Origin of the sequence: Paenibacillus sp. BGI2013 (assembly GCF_002843485.1) — a bacterium.
Classification (GTDB): domain Bacteria; phylum Bacillota; class Bacilli; order Paenibacillales; family Paenibacillaceae; genus Paenibacillus; species Paenibacillus amylolyticus.
The window spans coordinates 109,053-129,201 of record NZ_PJFA01000013.1; the positions used below are offsets into that span (position 1 = coordinate 109,053).

A 20,149-nucleotide genomic window follows, 5' to 3' on the forward strand; every position below is an offset into this window, starting at 1 on the left:
AACCCCCGGTTGTCCTGAATATTCATGAATGGAACGAATGTCATGATTTTGGGACGAGTGGGGGGATCTTTTAGTGAAGGGATCAAGCGTAAATCTGCGACGCAGGTTGCTATGGAGTTTAATGATTTTAGTTTTGTTATTTTCGGCCCTGATGATCAGGCTTGCTTATGTACAGCTCGGGGAAGGCCCTGAATTGTCAGCAAAAGCAGAAGAATCCTGGCGGCGTAATATTCCTTACTCAGCCAAGCGAGGGGAGATCCTGGATCGAAATGGAACCTCTCTGGCCTATAATGTGACAACACCAACCATTATGGCCATTCCGGCTCAGGTTAAAGAAGCTGAAACGACGGCTAAAGCGCTGGCCCCATTGCTTGGGATGACGGAAGAAAAAGTGCTCGCAACCATCAAGAAACGAGAACTCATTGTACGACTACAACCCGGCGGCCGCAAAATTACGATGGAGAAAGCTCAGCGCATCCGTGATTTGAAGCTTCCGGGTATCGTTGTTGCTGAAGACAATAAACGTTTTTATCCTTATGATGATTTGGCTGCCCATATTCTTGGTTTTACGGGCATTGATAATCAGGGCTTAACGGGTGTCGAGAAGAAATATGATGATAAGCTGAATGGTTTGAATGGCAGTGTGTCCTACTTGTCCGATGCGGCCGGAAGGCTAATGCCGGGCTCATCCGAGAAGTATGTGGAACCGAAGGACGGCCTTAACCTCAAGCTGACCATTGATAAATCCATTCAGTCCATCATGGAGAGAGAACTGGATCAGGCCATGGTGAAGTTCCAGGCGAACTCAGCATTGGCCATAGCGATGAATCCGAAAACGGGTGAAATTTTGGGGATGTCCAGCAGACCGGGATACGAACCTGCCGATTATCAGCAATATCCCGCGGAGATATACAATCGCAATTTACCGATCTGGATGACGTACGAACCGGGTTCTACGTTCAAGATTATTACCTTGGCAGCAGCGCTTGAAGAGAAAAAGGTCAATCTGCAACAGGATCAATTTTTTGATCCCGGATATGTTGAGGTGGGTGGAGCTCGTCTGCGTTGCTGGAAAAAGGGCGGCCACGGAAGTCAGACCTTTTTGCAAGTGGTGGAGAACTCATGCAACCCGGGATTTGTAGCTCTGGGGCAGAGGCTGGGCAAAGAATCGCTCTTCTCCTATATTAAAGACTTTGGCTTCGGTACCAAAACGGGAATTGACCTCAGTGGAGAAGCCAGTGGAATTCTATTCAAACTGTCGAGAGTAGGACCTGTCGAACTTGCAACAACTGCTTTTGGTCAAGGTGTATCGGTTACGCCTATTCAGCAAGTAGCAGCTGTGTCAGCGGCCATCAATGGGGGTAAACTTTACAAGCCATATGTTACGAAAGCGTGGGTCCATCCGGTAACGGGAGAAGTCATGGAAGAGGCCAAGCCGGAACTGGTTCGTCAGGTGATCTCGGAGAATACATCCAAACAAGTACGTGAAGCACTCGAGAGTGTTGTCGCAAAAGGTACCGGGCGTCCGGCATTCATTGATGGATACCGGGTCGGTGGCAAAACAGGTACAGCCCAGAAGGTTATCAACGGACGTTATTCCTCGACTGAGCATATCGTATCCTTTATCGGATTTGCACCGGCAGATGATCCACAGATTGTGGTCTATACCGCAGTTGATAATCCCAAAGGAATTCAGTTCGGAGGTGTGGTTGCCGCCCCGATTGTGCAGAACATCCTTGAAGATGCTTTGCATTATATGAATGTACCTGTTCGGAAGGATCAGGTCGCCAAAGAATACAAGTATGGTGAAACCAAAATCGTGACAGTCCCAGACCTGACAGGAGCTACAGTTGAAGATCTGTACGAAGACCTGAACATGAATTTTATGCTGGCGAAGTCTGGCAGTGGTAAATACGTGATTAATCAGGCACCCAAACCTGGGGCGAGGGTAGATCAGGGATCAACCATCCGCATTTATATGGGGAACGTACTGAACGATGCACATGATCACACAAAGGATGAATAACAGGACTTAGGGGTAGTTTGAGGCTTCTAGCGCAACAAAATTCATCCAAGTGCGTTTCATTATTGGGTTGTATTGACGATATTAATAAATACAGACATATGTTAAAACAGAAGTATAATTGGAAAAGTGAGGTTATTCATGTGCTTTTAAAACAATTTGCATCGATGCTGACCACCGCCCGCCTCGTGGGCGAATCAAATACAGAATGCCAAAACCTTCAGACAGATTCCCGGCAGGTAAAACCGGGTGATCTGTTTATCTGTCTTCCGGGACATACGGTAGATGGTCATGATTATGCAGAAAAAGCTGTAAATGCCGGTGCAGTTGCATTGGTGGTTGAACGGCAGCTGGATCTGCCTGTACCACAATTGCTGGTGAAGGACAGCCGATTTGCGATGGCTGTGCTGGCAGATTTCTTTTTTGACTCTCCAAGCCAGAAGATGAATATGATTGGTGTAACGGGAACGAACGGAAAAACAACGACCACCTATTTGATTGAAAAAATCATGAGTGATTACGGGCGCAAGACGGGATTGATCGGTACTATTCAAATGCGGTATGACGGTCGCACCTACCCGATGTCAGGAACAACACCAGAGGCGCTTGATCTGCAGCGTAGTCTGCATGATATGGTTCAGAAGGGTACGGACTGCTGTGTTATGGAAGTTTCTTCTCACGCATTGGAACAAGGGCGAGTAAAGGGAACAAATTTCCGTACTGCGGTATTTACTAACCTGACGCAGGATCATTTGGACTACCACCATTCCATGGAGGAATATCGCGGGGCCAAAGGATTATTCTTTGCACGTCTGGGTAACGGTTATACGGAAGATGTCTCACAGCGTAAATTCGCTGTTATCAATGCAGATGACCCGGCAGCGGATTATTTCATCTCTGTGACTGCGGCTGAAGTGATTACATATGGCATGGGTGAAAAGGCGGATGTACGCGCATCCCAAATCTCAATCACGTCTCAGGGAACTTCTTTCCACGTGGATACATTTGCAGGCAGCACAGATATTCGCTTGCGCATGGTAGGCAAATTCAATGTATACAATGCAATGGCAGCAATCTCTGCAGCGCTGGTTGAAGGAATTCCGCTGGAAGAGATCAAGCGCAGTCTGGAGACGGTTCCGGGCGTGGATGGACGTGTTGAAGGAGTGGACGAAGGACAGCCATTTGCTGTTATTGTCGATTATGCCCATACACCGGATGGACTTGAGAATGTGTTGCGTACGGTGAAGGAATTTGCCGAAGGACGTGTGATCTGCGTGTTTGGCTGTGGTGGTGACAGGGACCGTACCAAACGCCCTCTCATGGGGAAAATTGCTGCGAATTATAGTGATTTTGTACTGGTTACTTCCGATAATCCACGGACAGAAGATCCGGATCTGATTCTTAAAGACATTGAACAGGGCCTGATTGAAGAATCCGTTCCTGCTGAACGTTATACGATGATTGTGGATCGACGCCAGGCGATTCATGAAGCTATTGAAATGGCAAGCCCAGCCGATGTAGTATTGATTGCGGGCAAGGGTCACGAGACCTATCAGATTATCGGCACAACCAAAACCGATTTTGATGACCGAATCATAGCTAAAGAAGCGATAAGGGGCAAATCCAATTGATAAAAAGAACATTGGCACAATTGGCCGAGATGTGTGGAGGGACATTAAGTGACGTTGCTGCTCATGGCAATGTAATGGTCGAAGGGGTGTTTACCGATTCGCGTAAACCTCTGGAAGGCAGTTTATTTATCCCGCTAGTGGGTGAAAGGTTTGACGGACACGAATTTGTGCAAGTCTGTCTAGAGAAGGGGGCTGCAGGCGCGATCTGGCAAAAGGATCATGGTATTCCGCCACAAGGAGCTGTCATTGTTGTTGACGACACACTTGTCGCGCTGCAAGCACTCGCATCTGCTTATCTAACGGAGAATAAAGCGGCTGTAGTCGGCATTACAGGCAGCAACGGCAAGACAACAACAAAGGACATCGTAGATACCATTCTCTCGACGACGTTCAAAGTGCATAAGACGCAAGGCAACTTCAATAATCACATTGGTTTACCACTGACTGTACTAAGCATGGACCCGGATACCGAGATTATCATTTTGGAGATGGGTATGAGTGGTCGCGGGGAAATTAACGATCTGTCGGTTATTGCGCAGCCTGATGTAGCGGTCATTACCAATATTGGTGAATCACATCTGCTTCAGCTGGGGTCCAGACTGGAGATTGCCAGAGCCAAAGCCGAGATTGCCGCGGGATTGAAGCCTGGCGGGTTACTGATCTACAACGGAGACGAGCCTTTAATTGCACAAGTCCTTGAAGAACCCGCAACGAAACAACCCGATGGATTGCAGCGGTTTACATTTGGTCTGCAAACCGATAATGATGACTATCCTACCGGACTTATGAATGCGCAGAACGGGGTAGTTTTCACCACCAAACAGTCTGGAGAACATGCATTTACGCTACCTCTGCTAGGAACGCATAATGTCGTTAACTGTCTGGCTGCTTTGGCAATAGCCCGTCATTTCAAAGTGACGACGGAGCAGATTGCCGCGGGATTGTCTCGCTTGAAACTGACAGGCATGCGTATTGAGGTTACGCAAGGCGTTAGTGGTCTAACCCTGCTGAATGATGCATACAATGCAAGTCCAACCTCCATGAAGGCCGCAATCGATGTACTAGAAGGTCTGAAAGGATACCGCATGAAAGTGGCTGTGCTTGGTGATATGCTTGAACTCGGTCCCCAAGAGCAGGATCTGCATTACGGAATCGGAGAGTATATCACATCGGCCAAAATGGACATGGTGCTGGTATATGGTCCGCTATCAGCTAAGATTGCTGAAGGAGCAAGCAAGCATATGCCTACAGAGGCTGTGCATGCTTTTATAGATAAAGAAGAAATGACCCGTTATCTACTGGATAAACTACATCCCAGAGACGTTGTTTTGTTCAAAGCTTCAAGAGGCATGAAGCTGGAGGACGTGGTCGAAGCACTACAAATAGCACCATTACAGAATCGAGTAGACTAGAGGGGTGAACCCATGGATTTTCAGGTATTACTGTTAACAATCGGCGTTTCATTTATTCTGGCGGTGATTGCCGCACCGCTCCTGATTCCGCTGTTACGTCGAATGAAATTCGGACAGCAAGTTAGGGAAGATGGGCCTCAGAGCCATTTGAAAAAAAGCGGAACACCTACAATGGGTGGAGTCGTCATTTTAGTTGCGTTCACATTGGCCTTTTTGAAATTTTCAGCAGTCAAGAATACAGACTTTTATGTCTTGCTCGTGGCTACGCTGGGATTCGGGCTGATTGGCTTCCTGGATGATTACATCAAAATTGTGTTCAAACGTTCGCTGGGACTGACAGCCAGACAAAAAATGCTGGGTCAATTGTTCTTCAGTGCAGTGATGTGTTTCTTGCTGATCCAGAATGGACACAGCACAGCCATCTCTATTCCGGGAACGTCATTCTCGTTTGACTGGACCGGATGGTTCTATTATCCTTTTGTCGTATTCATGATGCTTGCCATTACCAATGCGGTTAACTTTACCGACGGTCTGGATGGTTTGCTGTCAGGGGTAAGTGCAATTGCCTTTGGCGCGTTTGCCATTGTGGCGATGCAAGCCACGTCGATGCCGGCAGCAGTGTGTGCAGCAGCGATGATCGGAGCCGTACTTGGTTTTCTGGTATACAATGCACATCCGGCCAAAGTGTTTATGGGAGACACCGGTTCTCTGGGGATTGGCGGTGCGATTGGTGCGGTAGCGATTGTAACCAAGACAGAGCTTCTATTTGTCATCATTGGCGGTATTTTTGTTATCGAGATCCTGTCTGTCATTATTCAAGTGGTATCATTCAAGACTCGTGGCAAGCGTGTATTCAAAATGAGCCCCATTCACCATCACTTTGAATTAAGTGGTTGGTCAGAATGGCGGGTTGTTATTACCTTTTGGGCGGTAGGCGCAATTTTGGCCGCTCTTGGACTTTATCTCAACAAGGGGTTGTAGATCATGAACCATCCTGAATCATATCGCGGACAACAAGTAGTCGTGCTCGGATTGGCCAAAAGCGGCGTACAGGTCGCCAAGGTGCTGGATCGCGCCGGAGCGAAGGTTACAGTAAATGATAAAAAAGAGAGAGATCAATGTCCCGAAGCTTCCGAATTGGAGGCTTTGGGAATTTCTGTTGTATGCGGAGGGCATCCGGATGATCTGATTCACAGTGGTGTGAAGCTGGTTGTCAAAAACCCCGGTATCCCATACCATGCAGCTCCTGTGCAGCAAGCTTTGGCATTGGGCATTGAAGTGGTGACCGAAGTAGAGGTTGCTTATCATCTATGTGCTGCACCCATGATCGGGATTACGGGATCCAACGGCAAAACAACAACCACCACTTGGGTGGGTAAAATGTTGGAGCATGCTGGCCTCAAGCCGATCGTTGCCGGTAATATCGGAACACCTCTCTGTGAAGCGGCAGAGCAAGCTTCTCCAGATAACTGGATGGTTGTTGAGCTTAGTAGTTTCCAGCTCAAAGGAACGGTTGATTTCCGACCCCGGATTGCCAGCTTACTTAACGTTGCTGAGACACATCTGGATTATCACGGGAACATGGATGATTATGTGGCTTCCAAAGCCAAACTATTCGCCAATCAGCAGCCTGACGACGTAGCCATCCTGAATTGGGATGATGCGGTATGTCGTGGTCTGGTTCCTTACATCAAAGGCAGATTGATCCCCTTCTCCGTGACAGAGAAATTGGATACAGGTGTGTATGCAGATCCTCCTTATGTGGATGGAGAAGCGGATGATGTGAAGCGTCAGGTAATCTACGCGGATGAAAACGGAGATCACCACATCATTATCGACGTTGAGGACATTGGCCTTCCTGGGCGATTTAATGTGGAAAATGCACTGGCTGCTGTGGCTATCGCCGTAGCGGCAGGAGCTGATCCTGCGGTGCTGGCTGCTCCGCTTGCAGACTTCAAGGGAGTTGAACACCGACTTGAATATGTCCTGGAGCATAACGGCTCTGCATACTACAACAACTCCAAAGCGACCAATTCGAAAGCTACGGTTATGGCTCTGAATTCGTTCAAGGAACCGGTTGTATTAATTGCTGGAGGGTTGGATCGCGGGTCAGACATGATGGAGTTGTTACCCTTGTTCCAGGAACGGGTAAAAGCTGTCGTTGCAATTGGAGAAACACGGACAAAAATTGCCAAGGTCGCGGAACTTGCCGGATTAAAGCAAATTAAGGTCGTCGATAATGAGGAGGACGCTGCCCGGACGTTAACCGTTGCTGTGCAGGAAGCATCGAAGCTTGCCAGTGCCGGTGATGTCGTTTTGTTATCCCCGGCATGTGCAAGTTGGGACATGTTTGCTTCCTATGAAGAGCGGGGACGCATTTTTAAAGAGGCGGCGCATAACTTGTAAGTAGGGGGGTGGAAAAGCCCCTACTTCCATGCAAGGGGTGGCCTCCTGATGAAACAGACGCGACCGGCACCAGATATTTGGTTGCTGATTTGTATTTTGGCATTGCTTGCCATCGGCATTATTATGGTATATAGTGCGGGCTCGGTGCTTGCCTTTCATGACTATGGCGATTCATTTTATTTTGTAAAAAGACAGGCCCTGTTTGCGGTGCTTGGGCTTGTGGCCATGTTCGTAACTGCTAATGTAGACTACCGGGTGTGGAGGAAATATGCCAAGCCTATATTGATTGCCTGTTTTATTATGCTCATTGGGGTGCTCATTCCTGGAATTGGTGTAGTTCGCGGTGGTGCACGAAGTTGGCTGGGCATTGGTTCGTTCGGTATTCAGCCCTCAGAATTCATGAAGTTGGGCATGATTCTGTTTCTCGCTCACTGGCTGAGCAAGGAACCGGGCAAAATCAAAACCTTCACAACGGGGCTTCTGCCACCGCTGGGATTGATTGGTTTGGCTTTTGGGATTATTATGCTGCAACCTGATTTGGGGACTGGCACCGTGATGATGGGTGCATCGATGCTTATTATTTTCACAGCCGGAGCGCGAATGAAACATCTGAGCTTGCTTGCTCTTGGCGGCGTAGCAGGGTTTGCAACTTTGATTGCAGCAGCACCCTATCGGCTGCAGCGTATCACAGCGTTTTTGGACCCGTGGTCCGATCCGCTGGGTGCCGGATATCAGATCATTCAATCTTTATACGCGATTGGTCCTGGAGGACTGGCGGGATTGGGACTGGGTATGAGCCGGCAGAAGTACAGTTATGTACCTGAACCGCAAACGGACTTTATTTTTAGTATTTTGGCCGAAGAACTCGGCTTTATAGGTGGAATGATTGTATTATTGTTGTTTTTGGTGCTGGTGTGGAGAGGGATGCGTGTAGCCATGACCGTTCCGGATGCCTTCGGCAGTCTGCTTGGTGTTGGTATCGTAGGTATGGTCGCCGTACAGGTCATTATTAACATTGGTGTTGTCATTGGCATGATGCCTGTTACGGGCATTACATTGCCTCTGATCAGTTACGGCGGATCATCATTGACCCTCATGCTCACAGCACTGGGTATTTTAGTGAATTTATCCCGTTATGCGAGGTGACTATGCGATGCGAGTCGTTCTAAGCGGTGGCGGTACGGGTGGACATATCTATCCGGCCGTTGCCATAGCAAGACAATGCGAGGCGGAGAATCCGGACTCGACATTTCTATACATCGGAGGAACCAGAGGTCTGGAAAGTAAACTGGTTCCCCAAGAAAATATTCCTTTTAAATCCATTGATATTACGGGCTTTCGGCGGAAATTGTCCATCGACAACCTAAAAACGGTCATGCGTTTCATTCAAGGTGTACGCAAGTCCAAAAAAATGCTGAAGGAATTCAAACCGGATGTTGTGATTGGTACAGGTGGATATGTGTGTGGACCTGTGGTATATGCAGCAACAAAACTGGGAATTCCGAGTATAATTCATGAACAGAACGCCATCCCTGGTCTGACGAACAAATTTTTGATGCGTTATGTGGACACGGTTGCCGTTAGCTTTGAAGGTTCTGAAAAATCATTTTCCGGCGCAAAAAGGGTGATTTACACCGGTAATCCGCGAGCGACTACGGTAGCCCAGGCTAGCCGTGATCGTGGTTTTGCAACGTTAGGTGTACCGATGAACAGCCGTGTTGTTCTTGTGGTTGGTGGCAGTCGCGGGGCAAAAGCAATCAATCAGGCCATGGTGGACATGGCTCCAATGCTGGAACAACTGGACGATGTACATGTCGTTTACGTGACAGGCGATACCTATTTTGATGAAACGCGTGAAGCCATTCGCAGCTCATTGGGTACGATGCCAAACCACCTGCATGTCCTGCCTTACGTGCATAATATGCCTGAGGTGCTTGCCTGCACATCCTTGATTGTAAACCGCGCAGGTGCATCATTCCTTGCGGAGATTACATCACTGGGTATTCCTTCGATCCTGATTCCGTCACCTAACGTGACTAATAATCATCAGGAAGCCAATGCACGCACGCTTGAAGGTGGAGGCGCATCACTCACGATGCTGGAGAAGGATCTTACAGGCAAAGTCTTGTATCAAGCCATCGCCAAGATTATGAATGATGAATCGGGACGCAAACGAATGGCTGAAGCCTCCCGGAAACTGGGGAAACCCGATGCAGCTGAAGTGCTTGTTCATGAAATTCAGCGTCTTGCTGCACACCGATAAAGTGTGATTGTGGGCGATTGTCACACACAAGACGGGGCTGACATAAGATACCGTATAAATCGTGACCATCGTTCCATGGCGCCAGAACACGGTCTGTAATAACAGAACATACCGTGCTCATCGGTTTTGAAGCAAAGGAGGAAGCAAACATGCATCAGTGGATATCGTTACTATCCCAGAATAATGTTGGCAGAGTTCTTGAAAACGAATCGCTAGCCAAATACACCACATGGAAGATCGGCGGTCCTGCGGATGCACTGGTCATTCCCGAGAATAAAGAGCAGATGATGAATCTCGTTCAATTGCTTCACACGTATCAGATTCCGTGGATGCAACTAGGACGGGGCTCAAACATGCTGGTGTCAGACAAAGGAATACGTGGTGTTGTGGTGAAACCAGGCGAGGGCTTTGATTATGCCGAATTTCACGAAGGCGGTGTAACCGCCGGAGCGGCGCATTCTTTTGTTAAACTCAGTGTGGTTGCTGCCAAAAAGGAATGGACCGGTCTGGAATTCGGCAGCGGTATCCCCGGCACTGTCGGTGGAGCCGTATACATGAATGCAGGCGCGCATGGATCGGATGTGTCACGGATATTCAAATTCGCTGAGATTGTACTGGAGACAGGGGAATTGGTACGTTACAGCAAGGAGGACATGGATTTTGCCTATCGCCACTCTGTTCTGCATGATCGGAGAGGCATCGTGCTGGAAGCTACGTTTGAACTCCAGCATGGAGAGCGCAACGTCATTTCGGAAACGATGGCGGCTTACAAAGACCGCCGGCGCCGCACACAGCCACTGCAGATGGCATGTGCAGGTAGTGTATTCCGAAATCCACCGGGTGATCATGCAGCCCGCCTGATTGAAGCAGCAGGGCTGAAAGGAATGACCCAGGGAGGCGCACAGGTATCCACCATGCATGCCAATTTCATTGTTAATACAGGCCAAGCAACAGCAGAGGACGTTATCACCCTAATGCAGCAGATACAGAGCACTATATCATCTCAAAACGGTATTAACCTGGTACCGGAAGTCTTCGTAGTGGGTGAGCGGTAAACCCCGGAGGTGATACATTGGACAAATTGGTGATTGAAGGCGGGAAACCCCTCTCAGGATCCATACGCATCCATGGAGCAAAAAATGCCGCTTTACCGATTATGGCCGCAAGTTTGTTGGCAGATGGAGAAGTTACACTGCATAACGTTCCACACTTGCTGGACATTGAAGTGATGCTGTATATCCTGGAACGGCTTGGATGCACGTGTCGGCATGAACAGGGAACAGTGACGATTAATACCTCGTCTATCCGGTCATATGATGTGCCAGAAGATCTAATGAAGCAGATGCGCTCTTCCATTTTTTTGATGGGACCATTGCTGGCTAAGTTTGGGCAAGTGTCAGTGTATCAGCCAGGAGGCTGTGCCATTGGAGAACGCAAAATTGATCTTCACCTCCGGGGCCTGGAAGCGCTCGGAGCTTTGATTGAAGAGCAGGACCAACAGATTATCTGTCATGGGCACAATCTGGTGGGTACAGATATTCATTTGGATTTCCCAAGTGTGGGAGCGACCGAGAATATCATGATGGCAGCCGTTATGGCTAAAGGGACGACAACCATCTGCAACGCCGCAAGAGAACCTGAAATCCAGGACCTGCAACACTTTTTGAATGCTATGGGTGCAAGCATTATTGGTGCAGGAACGGACACAATCACGATCAATGGCGTTGAGAAACTGAAACCTTGTTCCTATGAGATTATACCGGATCGAATCGTTGCCGGAACCGTGATGATTGCAGCAGCAGCAACACGAGGCAATGTTACGCTTACACACTGCAATCCTGCTCATCTTACTTCACTTATACATGTATTGAAGCGCACTGGTGTTCAAATCACAGTCTGCAATGATATAATGACGGTGAGCTGTATGAGCCGTCCCAAATCAGTAGACCGTATTGTGACTTCTCCGTATCCTTCGTTTCCGACAGATTTGCAATCGCAAATCATGGTGCTGCTCAGTCTGGCAGACGGATTCAGTGTGATGAAGGAAACGGTATTCGAGGGCCGGTTCAAACATGTGGATGAACTGAATGTGATGGGGGCTGATATTTCAGTCGATCTGAACGCAGCATTTATCCGTGGTGTTCCCCGTCTGTACGGGGCTACAGTAGAAGCAACCGATCTTCGTGCAGGTGCAGCTCTGGTCATTGCTGGTCTGGCTGCTCAAGGCAAAACGGTTGTGGAGCAAGTGCATCATATTGACCGGGGCTACGATCAGATCGAGAAGTTATTCCAAAGTCTTGGAGCATCGGTTGAGCGACAGTCACCCGTTTCGAAACAGTTGGATTTTGCCAATTAACGTCCTTGGCGTCCCCTTCTTGAAGGGAGGGGACCTGAGGCTTTGTGGAGCGCTACTTATGCCTAAAAGTCAAATTCCGGTTCTGAAGAAGAATCGGCCAAAAGGAAACACAAGCCGCAAAATTGTAATTATTCTCTTATTATTATTTATTGTATTGCTGGCTGTATTATTCTTTCGTTCTTCCATGAGTCGGATTTCGGCAATTGAAATTACGGGTAATGTATATACAGCAACTTCAGAACTGCTGGAGAAAAGCGGACTGAAAGAAGGCGAACAATTTTTTGGGACAAGTACTGCCGAGGTTATTGAGCGTCTCAAGACCATCAAGGCGATTTCCACCGTTACCGTGGACAAAAAGTTTCCGGGGATTATCCATATCAAGGTTCAGGAATATGCCACGGTTGCTTATGAGCTTGGTTCTGACGGTACGCTAAAAGCGATATTAGCCAGTGGGACAAGCTTGACGGTTCCGGCAACAATTGGTGTTGCTGTGGAGAAGCCCATATTGACCCAATGGAAGGCTGATGATCCACTTAAAGCCAAGCTGAGCCAGACACTGGCTAAAATTCCGAATGAATTAACGACGGATATTTCGGAAATTATTCCGAATCCAACGCCTTCATTTCCGGATCAGATTCGGATGTATACCAAATCGCAGTTTGAAGTGATTACAACCGTCTCTCTTTTATCGGATAAAGTGGAGTATCTGAATCAGGTGATTGAGACCGAGCGGCCTGGGAAAATCACCATGCTTGAGGCAGATACCTATGTCCCTTTCATCCCGGATGACCCGGAAGATGATGCTGAACCAGGAGCAAGCCCCTGATCTTTGCCATCATGAGGCTGGACTGAATATGAAAGCCTAGGCAGGTCGGGGTTTGACCCCGTCAGAGCAATGAAACTTGTTCTTTCTGAGATGAAGAAAAAATGATACACTTGAACTTATGGCACATGAGTTGCCTCCTTCTTTTTTCTTCAATGTTTTATGTCTGGCAACCAGATTTTGACACCCAAAAACATTGTAGAAAAAAGAGGGAAAGCCTGAAGTGTGTTGAATATGTTTTAAGAGTGTTTAAATTCGAACGTAATTTACTATTGGAGTCAGGAGGTGCCACAGACTTGAGCAACAATGACATCATTGTTAGTTTGGACATCGGTACATCCAAAATTCGCGCTATTATTGGGGAAATGAATAATGGAACCTTTAATATTATAGGAGTTGGATCTGCCGACTCGGAGGGAATTCGCAAAGGTGTAATCGTAGATATCGATCAGACGGTGCAGTCGATTCGCAACGCAGTGGATCATGCAGAACGTATGGTAGGTATTCAAATATCCGAAGTGTATGTTGGAATCTCGGGAAATCATATCGGACTGATGAGCAGTCACGGCGTCGTGGCTGTGTCTAACGAGGATCGTGAAATCGGAGAAGAAGACATGGAACGGGTGTTGAAAGCAGCCGAAGTCATTGCAGTTCCGCCGGAACGGGAAATTATTGATGTTGTCGCCAAGCAATATGTTGTGGATGGCTTGGAGGGCATACAGGACCCCCGTGGTATGATTGGTGTTCGTCTGGAAGTTGAAGCAACGATCATAACGGGTGCAAAAACCGCGATACATAATCTTTTGCGCTGCGTGGAAAAAGCGGGTCTGAAAGTAAGCGATCTGGTTCTCATGTCGCTTGGAGCGGGTCAACTGGCTTTGTCCAAAGATGAAAAAACGATGGGTTCAGTGCTTGTTGATATTGGAGCAGGTGCAACAACCATCGCCATTTTTGAAGAAGACAGTCTTGTTGCAACATCAACGTTGCCTATAGGTGGGGAATTCGTAACAAATGATATCGCCTATGGCTTACGCACGTTAACGGATCAGGCAGAGAAAGTGAAACTGAAATATGGCTGCGCCTGGTTGGATGATGCTGCTGCGGATGTGATGTTCAAAGTCACCCGAATTGGCAGTAATGTAGACAAGGAGTTTTCACAGGAGGATCTGGCAGCAATTATTGAACCTAGGGTTCAAGAAATATTCCAGATGATATCCCAAGAAGTGAAACGTCTTGGTTACAACGAGCTTCCTGGAGGTTATATACTAACGGGAGGTACGGTCTCTATGCCGGGGGTTCTGCAGGTCGCTCAGCATGAGCTTGCTGCTTCGGTACGAGTTGCAGTTCCGGATTATATTGGTGTGCGTGACCCCGGGTTTACAAGCGGAGTCGGCATATTGCACAGTGTAATTCGCAGTTTGCGCATTCGTCCCTCGATCAATAACGGCGGTGGAAATAACAACAATAATAACAACAAGAAACCGACCAACCGTCCGAAGCCAAATGCGGCACAGGAATCGGAGCAAAAACCCGGTCTGTTCGAGCGGCTGAAGAATATGTTCAGCGAATTTATATAACAGGTTGGATCCATTTCATACATTCTTGAAGCCGTCTGAATGCGCCGGTACTAAAATAAACGCTTTCGTTCGTCGATATATGAAATTGATTCGGTTCAAATCAAAAATTGGACGGGCCATCCATGCACATTGAGGGGGAGATGGAATAATATGTTGGAATTTGATTTCGAGATGGAGAGCTTGGCTCAAATTAAAGTCATCGGTGTAGGCGGCGGCGGAAGCAATGCAGTCAACCGTATGATTGAAAATGGTGTACAAGGTGTTGAATTTATTACGGTGAATACGGATGCTCAGGCGTTACACCTGGCAAAATCCGAGCATAAATTGCAAATCGGTGATAAATTGACTCGTGGTCTTGGTGCTGGCGCCAACCCGGATGTAGGTAAAAAAGCAGCGGAAGAGTCCCGCGATCTGATCATGAACACGTTGAAAGGTGCAGACATGGTATTTGTTACAGCTGGTATGGGCGGTGGTACAGGTACAGGTGCGGCTCCGGTTATTGCCGAAATCGCTAAAGAGTGTGGTGCACTTACCGTTGGTGTCGTAACTCGTCCATTTACATTTGAAGGACGCAAGCGTTCCAGCCATGCAGAGCAAGGTATTGAAGCTCTCAAGGAAAAAGTCGACACACTGATCGTGATTCCTAATGATCGTTTGCTCGAAATCGTAGACAAAAAGACTCCTATGCTTGAAGCATTCCGTCAAGCGGATAACGTACTTCGTCAAGCGGTACAAGGTATCTCTGATTTGATCGCTGTACCTGGTCTGATCAACCTTGACTTTGCTGACGTCAAAACGATTATGCACGAACGTGGTTCAGCCCTTATGGGGATTGGTGAATCAACTGGTGAGAATCGTGCCGCAGAAGCAGCACGGAAAGCCATTATGAGTCCTTTGCTTGAAACTTCTATTGAAGGTGCTCGCGGCGTAATCATGAATATTACGGGTGGCGTTAATCTGTCCCTGTATGAAGTGAATGAAGCGGCAGAGATCGTAACGTCTGCTTCCGACCCGGAAGTGAATATGATCTTTGGTGCCATCATTGACGAAGACCTGAAAGAGGAGATTAAGGTTACGGTTATTGCAACCGGTTTTGAAGATAAACCTGCTCCACCACCACCAGGACGTAAGCCAGCTCCAGCAACAGCGGAGACGACGGATACGCGTTCGCCGAACCTGCGTCCTTTCGGAAATCAGCCGAGCAATGATCAGCTGGACATTCCGACATTTTTACGCAATCGTTCACGCAATAATAACAACGATTAATACGCAAATCAATTTATTGGAAACCCGGTACTCCTTATGGAGCGACCGGGTTTTTTCTGTTTATTTAGATATCATAGCATACAGTAATGAACAAATTCTGAACAAAGGGCCTGAGCAATTCCGACAAAAAAAGTTGGAACCACACCCCCATGATTAGACAGACTTTGAACAGGGGGCTCCGTATACTTGTGAATATGCTCATGAATATCAGGATATCGGGTACCGGTATTTCGATATGTTGCGCGCAGGCAGGTGAAGACTTTGGTTGTTTATGTGGATCTGATTTTTTTGACAAACCTGTGTATTGACGGTGCACTCATCGGAATGACCGCCTGGATGCGCAAGACAAAGCTGGTTTGGTGGCGATGGTTGCTGTCAGCCATTGTGGGTGCATTATACGTGGTCATGATGTTTGTACCGGAGTTTGATTTTATGTTCACCTTTCTGATCAAGTTCGGGTTCTCGCTGGTCATGCTTACGATTGCTTTTGGTTTTAAAGGTCTGCAGGCTTTTGCGAGGACGCTCGGTACCTTCTATGTGATTAATTTTGTCGCTGCCGGAGGTATTATGGGTGTGCATTACATGCTTCAGAGCTCCGGTGAGTTGTTTAACGGCATTTGGTTCACGGCTTCTGGCGGTATGTCATTTGATCTGAAAATTGCTTTCTGGTTCACGTTTATCGTATTTTTTGCTGTCCTGTTTTTATTCAAAGCTGTGCAGAGCTCAAAACGGAAAACGGATCGCATGACGACCTATTTGGGTAAAGTTGAGGTCTGCATCGATGAGGTAGTCATTTCTTGTACAGGCCTTCTGGATACGGGCAATCAACTCACAGATCCCTTATCGCGCATGCCGGTCATGGTAATGGAGGTTTCGTTATGGCAAGACATGTTACCCGCTTCATGGAAGGGTAGACTCAAGGACGAGGCGCCGGACAACCTTATTCTGGAGCTTGATCAGGAAAGTTTTCAGTGGCAGGATCGACTGCGGCTGGTGCCTTATCGGGGCATTAACAAAGGGACTGCGTTTATGCTGGCAATGAAGCCGGACCGGGTGAAGGTGACGATGGAGGAAACATGTTATGAGACGACAAGGGTACTTATTGGGCTGGATGGAGGTGTTTTGTCGTCGGATGGGAAATACCAGGCCGTGATTCATCCTGAACTTGTGCAAGACGCTGCTTCTGCGCAGTCTACGGCTCTCTCTGCGGGAGCAACAGAAAAGCCGCTGAATGTGGTATAGGAGGAACGTACATGCTTGTGAAATGGAAACTGGTGGCGCAGCTGCAATATTACCGTCTGTTATTTTTGTTGGGACTCAAAAGTGAAGAGATCTATTATATTGGGGGGAGTGAGGCACTTCCGCCGCCTTTGACAAGGGAAGAGGAAGAATTTTTGCTGCAAAAATTATCCTCGGGAGACTCGGCCATTCGCGCGATGCTTATTGAGCGCAACCTGCGTCTGGTGGTGTACATTGCACGAAAATTTGAAAACACAGGAATCAATATTGAGGATTTGGTCTCCATTGGAGCGATCGGATTGATCAAGGCAGTTAATACATTTGACCCGGAAAAGAAAATCAAACTGGCAACCTATGCTTCACGTTGTATCGAAAATGAAATTTTAATGTACCTGAGACGTAATAGTAAGATCCGAACTGAAGTTTCTTTTGATGAACCGCTCAACATTGATTGGGATGGAAATGAACTATTATTATCCGATGTATTGGGTACAGAAAACGATACAATCTATCGGAATATTGAAGAGCAGGTAGACCGGAAACTTTTGCACAAGGCACTGGAAAAATTAACGGAGCGCGAGCGAATGATTATGGAGCTTCGTTTTGGCCTGACGGATGGGGAAGAAAAGACACAAAAAGATGTAGCCGATCTTCTCGGAATCTCCCAATCCTACATCTCTCGACTCGAAAAAAGAATCATTAAAAGACTCCGCAAGGAGTTTAATAAAATGGTCTGAAATACATCATTGGTCAGAATGGGTATTACTGGCAAGGGTGCCAAGTACGAATAAAAAAGCCTGCCCCGGAGATAATGTACATTAATGTTTCTCCTTGGGAGGTAAATCACGATGACCCGAAACAAAGTCGAGATTTGTGGCGTGGACACCGCAAAATTGCCTGTCCTCACCAACACTGAAATGCGGGAATTGTTTCATTCCCTTCAGCAACACCATGATCGCTCAGCAAGAGAGAAATTAGTGAATGGCAACCTGCGTCTGGTACTCAGTGTCATTCAGCGTTTTAACAATCGGGGGGAGTTTGTCGATGATCTATTCCAGGTTGGTTGCATCGGCCTGATGAAAGCCATTGATAATTTTGATTTATCCCAGAATGTCAAATTTTCAACCTACGCGGTGCCGATGATTATCGGTGAAATCCGTCGATACCTGCGTGATAATAACCCAATTCGGGTATCTCGCTCCTTGAGGGACATTGCTTACAAAGCACTTCAGGTCCGTGACAGCCTGACGAATAAAAATTCCCGGGAACCGACGATATTCGAAATTGCGGAAGTACTGAATGTGCCGAAGGAAGATGTTGTTTTTGCATTGGACGCCATTCAGGACCCGGTCTCGCTCTTCGAACCGATTTATCATGATGGTGGAGATCCGATCTATGTTATGGATCAGATCAGCGATGACAGAAACAAAGATGTGTCATGGATCGAGGAAATTGCACTTCGTGAAGCGATGCATCGTCTTGGTCAGCGGGAAAAAATGATTCTGTCAATGCGGTTTTTCGAAGGGAAAACCCAGATGGAAGTGGCTGATGAAATTGGCATTTCCCAGGCTCAGGTATCACGTCTGGAGAAATCAGCGATACAGCAGATGCAAAAACATGTAAAGTCATAACACGATGCAAAGGCAGAAGGACGATCAATCGGGGCAGTGTATACCGTTGGTCGTCTTTTTGTTTTGGACCGTTTCCACATTTGATGAAAAACAGGACATTTTTCGCCCCCGAAACATATATTGTATAGAAGCGTGAAGAACGGGCAGAAGAGGAATAACAGGGGGCGGAAATGAATGAAAGTAAATACGAGCGAAGTAGCGGCACGAGGCATGAAAATCTCGGACTTTCAGACAAAGGATGTCATTAACATTACGGATGGTAAACGCCTCGGTCAGATCAGTGATTTGGAGCTGGATCTGAAGCAGGGACGAATTGAAGCGATTGTTGTGCCAGGGTACAGCCGTTTTATGGGTCTTTTTGGCGGGGGAACGGACCTGGTGATTCCCTGGAGAAACATTGTGAAGATTGGTTCAGATGTGATACTGGTGAAGATGGATGAGGTGAAGGAAAATACGTATGACGAGCGTGATCGCGAAGCGCGCCTGTATGATGAACAGCAGCATAACCGCACAGAGCGAGTGGAACGCATTGAACGGTCAGAACGTAATCAGCGTCGAACGATATAAATGAGACAGAATGTGGCTCATTTGGTACACTGGAAGTGGTGAGGTGAGATAATGGAACCCTTTGTATTGGATAAAGAATTACTTGAACGGACCAAGAACCCAAATTCAGATTTCGGTCCTGATCCGTTATTATTATATGTTGAGCCCTGGACACAGCAATTTGAACAGCTGTCAGTCGGGTTTACGACGAGGCATGGTGGAGTTGGAAAAGTTCCGTATGCTACGCTCAATTGTGCTTATCATGTGGGGGATGACCCTGAAGTTGTACTTAACAACCGTAGGCTTGTAACCGAGAAGCTTGGTTTTGCAGCAGAAGCATGGACCTGTGGAGAGCAGGTGCATGGCAAACATGTAGCTGTAATTACCGCTGAAGATCGGAGCAGAGGATTACTTGATCGTCAATCTGCGTTGCAGGATACGGATGGATTGGTCACGAATGTGCCTGGTGTGCTGCTGACTTCTTTCTACGCAGACTGTGTTCCGCTTTATTTCTATGACCCTGTGCAGCAGGCGGTAGGTCTTGCTCATGCCGGCTGGAAAGGTACAGTCGCGGGTATCGCTGTATCCATGGTGGAGACGATGGAACGGGAGTATGGCAGCCGTAGGCAGGACATTCGAGCTGCAATCGGTCCGTCGATTGGGGATTGCTGTTATGAAGTGGATGAGGCGGTCATGCAGCATGTACGGGTTTGGTTTGATGATTCCCCGGTTAATGATAAATACAAGGATTCTGCTTCTAAACAAGCATATCGAGCCGTGAATAACGGTAAAACGATGTTAAACTTGAAAGAATGTAATCGACACATTATGATGAAAGCAGGAATAATGCCGGATCATATCGAATGTACAACATGGTGTACAAGTTGTCATCCCGAACTATTTTTCTCCTATCGGAAGGAAAATGGTGTTACGGGGCGGATGGCGAGCTGGATTGGGCTGGAAGAGAGGTGACCCT

The 20,149-nt window shown here is 47.4% G+C and carries 17 protein-coding genes; all 17 read left to right on the forward strand.

Going from position 1 to position 20,149, the window contains the following annotated elements; all coding sequences use genetic code 11:
• Positions 1-73 precede the first annotated feature (73 nt).
• The 17 genes from CXK86_RS25485 to pgeF all read left to right on the forward strand — a co-directional run bounded on the left by CXK86_RS25485 (position 74) and on the right by pgeF (position 20,145).
• Entirely contained in the window at positions 74-2,026 is a 1,953-nt protein-coding gene (locus tag CXK86_RS25485) for a stage V sporulation protein D (RefSeq protein ID WP_036614879.1), read from the forward strand.
• A gap of 140 nt (positions 2,027-2,166) precedes the next feature.
• Positions 2,167-3,654: a UDP-N-acetylmuramoyl-L-alanyl-D-glutamate--2,6-diaminopimelate ligase gene (locus CXK86_RS25490; protein ID WP_076250748.1), complete on the forward strand. Its 1,488-nt coding sequence runs from the start codon at positions 2,167-2,169 to the stop codon at positions 3,652-3,654.
• Positions 3,654-5,066 carry a UDP-N-acetylmuramoyl-tripeptide--D-alanyl-D-alanine ligase gene (locus tag CXK86_RS25495; protein WP_076251203.1) on the forward strand — a complete coding sequence of 471 codons (1,413 nt, stop codon included), beginning with the start codon at positions 3,654-3,656 and terminating at the stop codon, positions 5,064-5,066. Before CXK86_RS25490 ends, CXK86_RS25495 begins: the two co-directional genes overlap by 1 nt.
• 12 nt (positions 5,067-5,078) lie before the next feature.
• Positions 5,079-6,047 (forward strand): phospho-N-acetylmuramoyl-pentapeptide-transferase, encoded by a 969-nt coding sequence (gene mraY, locus CXK86_RS25500; RefSeq protein ID WP_047843751.1) that lies wholly within the window; start codon positions 5,079-5,081, stop codon positions 6,045-6,047.
• 3 nt (positions 6,048-6,050) lie between these two features.
• Entirely contained in the window at positions 6,051-7,472 is a 1,422-nt protein-coding gene (murD, locus tag CXK86_RS25505) for a UDP-N-acetylmuramoyl-L-alanine--D-glutamate ligase (RefSeq protein WP_076250750.1), read from the forward strand.
• 48 nt (positions 7,473-7,520) lie between these two features.
• Complete coding sequence (gene spoVE, locus CXK86_RS25510) at positions 7,521-8,618, forward strand: stage V sporulation protein E (RefSeq protein WP_076250753.1); 1,098 nt, start codon at positions 7,521-7,523, stop codon at positions 8,616-8,618.
• Positions 8,619-8,625: 7 nt separating this feature from the next.
• Positions 8,626-9,735 (forward strand): undecaprenyldiphospho-muramoylpentapeptide beta-N-acetylglucosaminyltransferase, encoded by a 1,110-nt coding sequence (gene murG / locus CXK86_RS25515; protein ID WP_101314794.1) that lies wholly within the window; start codon positions 8,626-8,628, stop codon positions 9,733-9,735.
• A gap of 149 nt (positions 9,736-9,884) precedes the next feature.
• A complete protein-coding gene (gene murB / locus CXK86_RS25520; protein WP_076250757.1) occupies positions 9,885-10,790 on the forward strand; it encodes a UDP-N-acetylmuramate dehydrogenase in 906 nt (301 codons plus the stop codon).
• Positions 10,791-10,807: 17 nt separating this feature from the next.
• Positions 10,808-12,091: a UDP-N-acetylglucosamine 1-carboxyvinyltransferase gene (gene murA, locus CXK86_RS25525; protein ID WP_036614867.1), complete on the forward strand. Its 1,284-nt coding sequence runs from the start codon at positions 10,808-10,810 to the stop codon at positions 12,089-12,091.
• A 58-nt stretch (positions 12,092-12,149) separates the two neighbouring features.
• Positions 12,150-12,917 carry a cell division protein FtsQ/DivIB gene (locus CXK86_RS25530; RefSeq protein ID WP_036614865.1) on the forward strand — a complete coding sequence of 256 codons (768 nt, stop codon included), beginning with the start codon at positions 12,150-12,152 and terminating at the stop codon, positions 12,915-12,917.
• A gap of 293 nt (positions 12,918-13,210) precedes the next feature.
• Positions 13,211-14,491: a cell division protein FtsA gene (ftsA, locus tag CXK86_RS25535; RefSeq protein ID WP_076250759.1), complete on the forward strand. Its 1,281-nt coding sequence runs from the start codon at positions 13,211-13,213 to the stop codon at positions 14,489-14,491.
• Positions 14,492-14,641: 150 nt separating this feature from the next.
• Entirely contained in the window at positions 14,642-15,757 is a 1,116-nt protein-coding gene (ftsZ, locus tag CXK86_RS25540; protein ID WP_017687306.1) for a cell division protein FtsZ, read from the forward strand.
• Between the two features lie 261 nt (positions 15,758-16,018).
• On the forward strand, positions 16,019-16,999 hold the full coding sequence (gene spoIIGA, locus CXK86_RS25545; RefSeq protein ID WP_076250761.1) for a sigma-E processing peptidase SpoIIGA: 981 nt from the start codon (positions 16,019-16,021) through the stop codon (positions 16,997-16,999).
• A gap of 11 nt (positions 17,000-17,010) precedes the next feature.
• Complete coding sequence (sigE, locus tag CXK86_RS25550) at positions 17,011-17,733, forward strand: RNA polymerase sporulation sigma factor SigE (RefSeq protein WP_017687308.1); 723 nt, start codon at positions 17,011-17,013, stop codon at positions 17,731-17,733.
• Between the two features lie 111 nt (positions 17,734-17,844).
• The gene (sigG, locus tag CXK86_RS25555) at positions 17,845-18,627 is read left to right on the forward strand and encodes an RNA polymerase sporulation sigma factor SigG (RefSeq protein WP_017687309.1); all 783 of its coding nucleotides are present in this window, start codon (positions 17,845-17,847) and stop codon (positions 18,625-18,627) included.
• Between the two features lie 174 nt (positions 18,628-18,801).
• Positions 18,802-19,194, forward strand: a complete 393-nt coding sequence (locus tag CXK86_RS25560) for a YlmC/YmxH family sporulation protein (protein WP_017687310.1) — start codon at positions 18,802-18,804, stop codon at positions 19,192-19,194.
• A gap of 51 nt (positions 19,195-19,245) precedes the next feature.
• Entirely contained in the window at positions 19,246-20,145 is a 900-nt protein-coding gene (pgeF, locus tag CXK86_RS25565) for a peptidoglycan editing factor PgeF (RefSeq protein ID WP_076250764.1), read from the forward strand.
• The last annotated feature ends 4 nt before the right edge of the window (positions 20,146-20,149 follow it).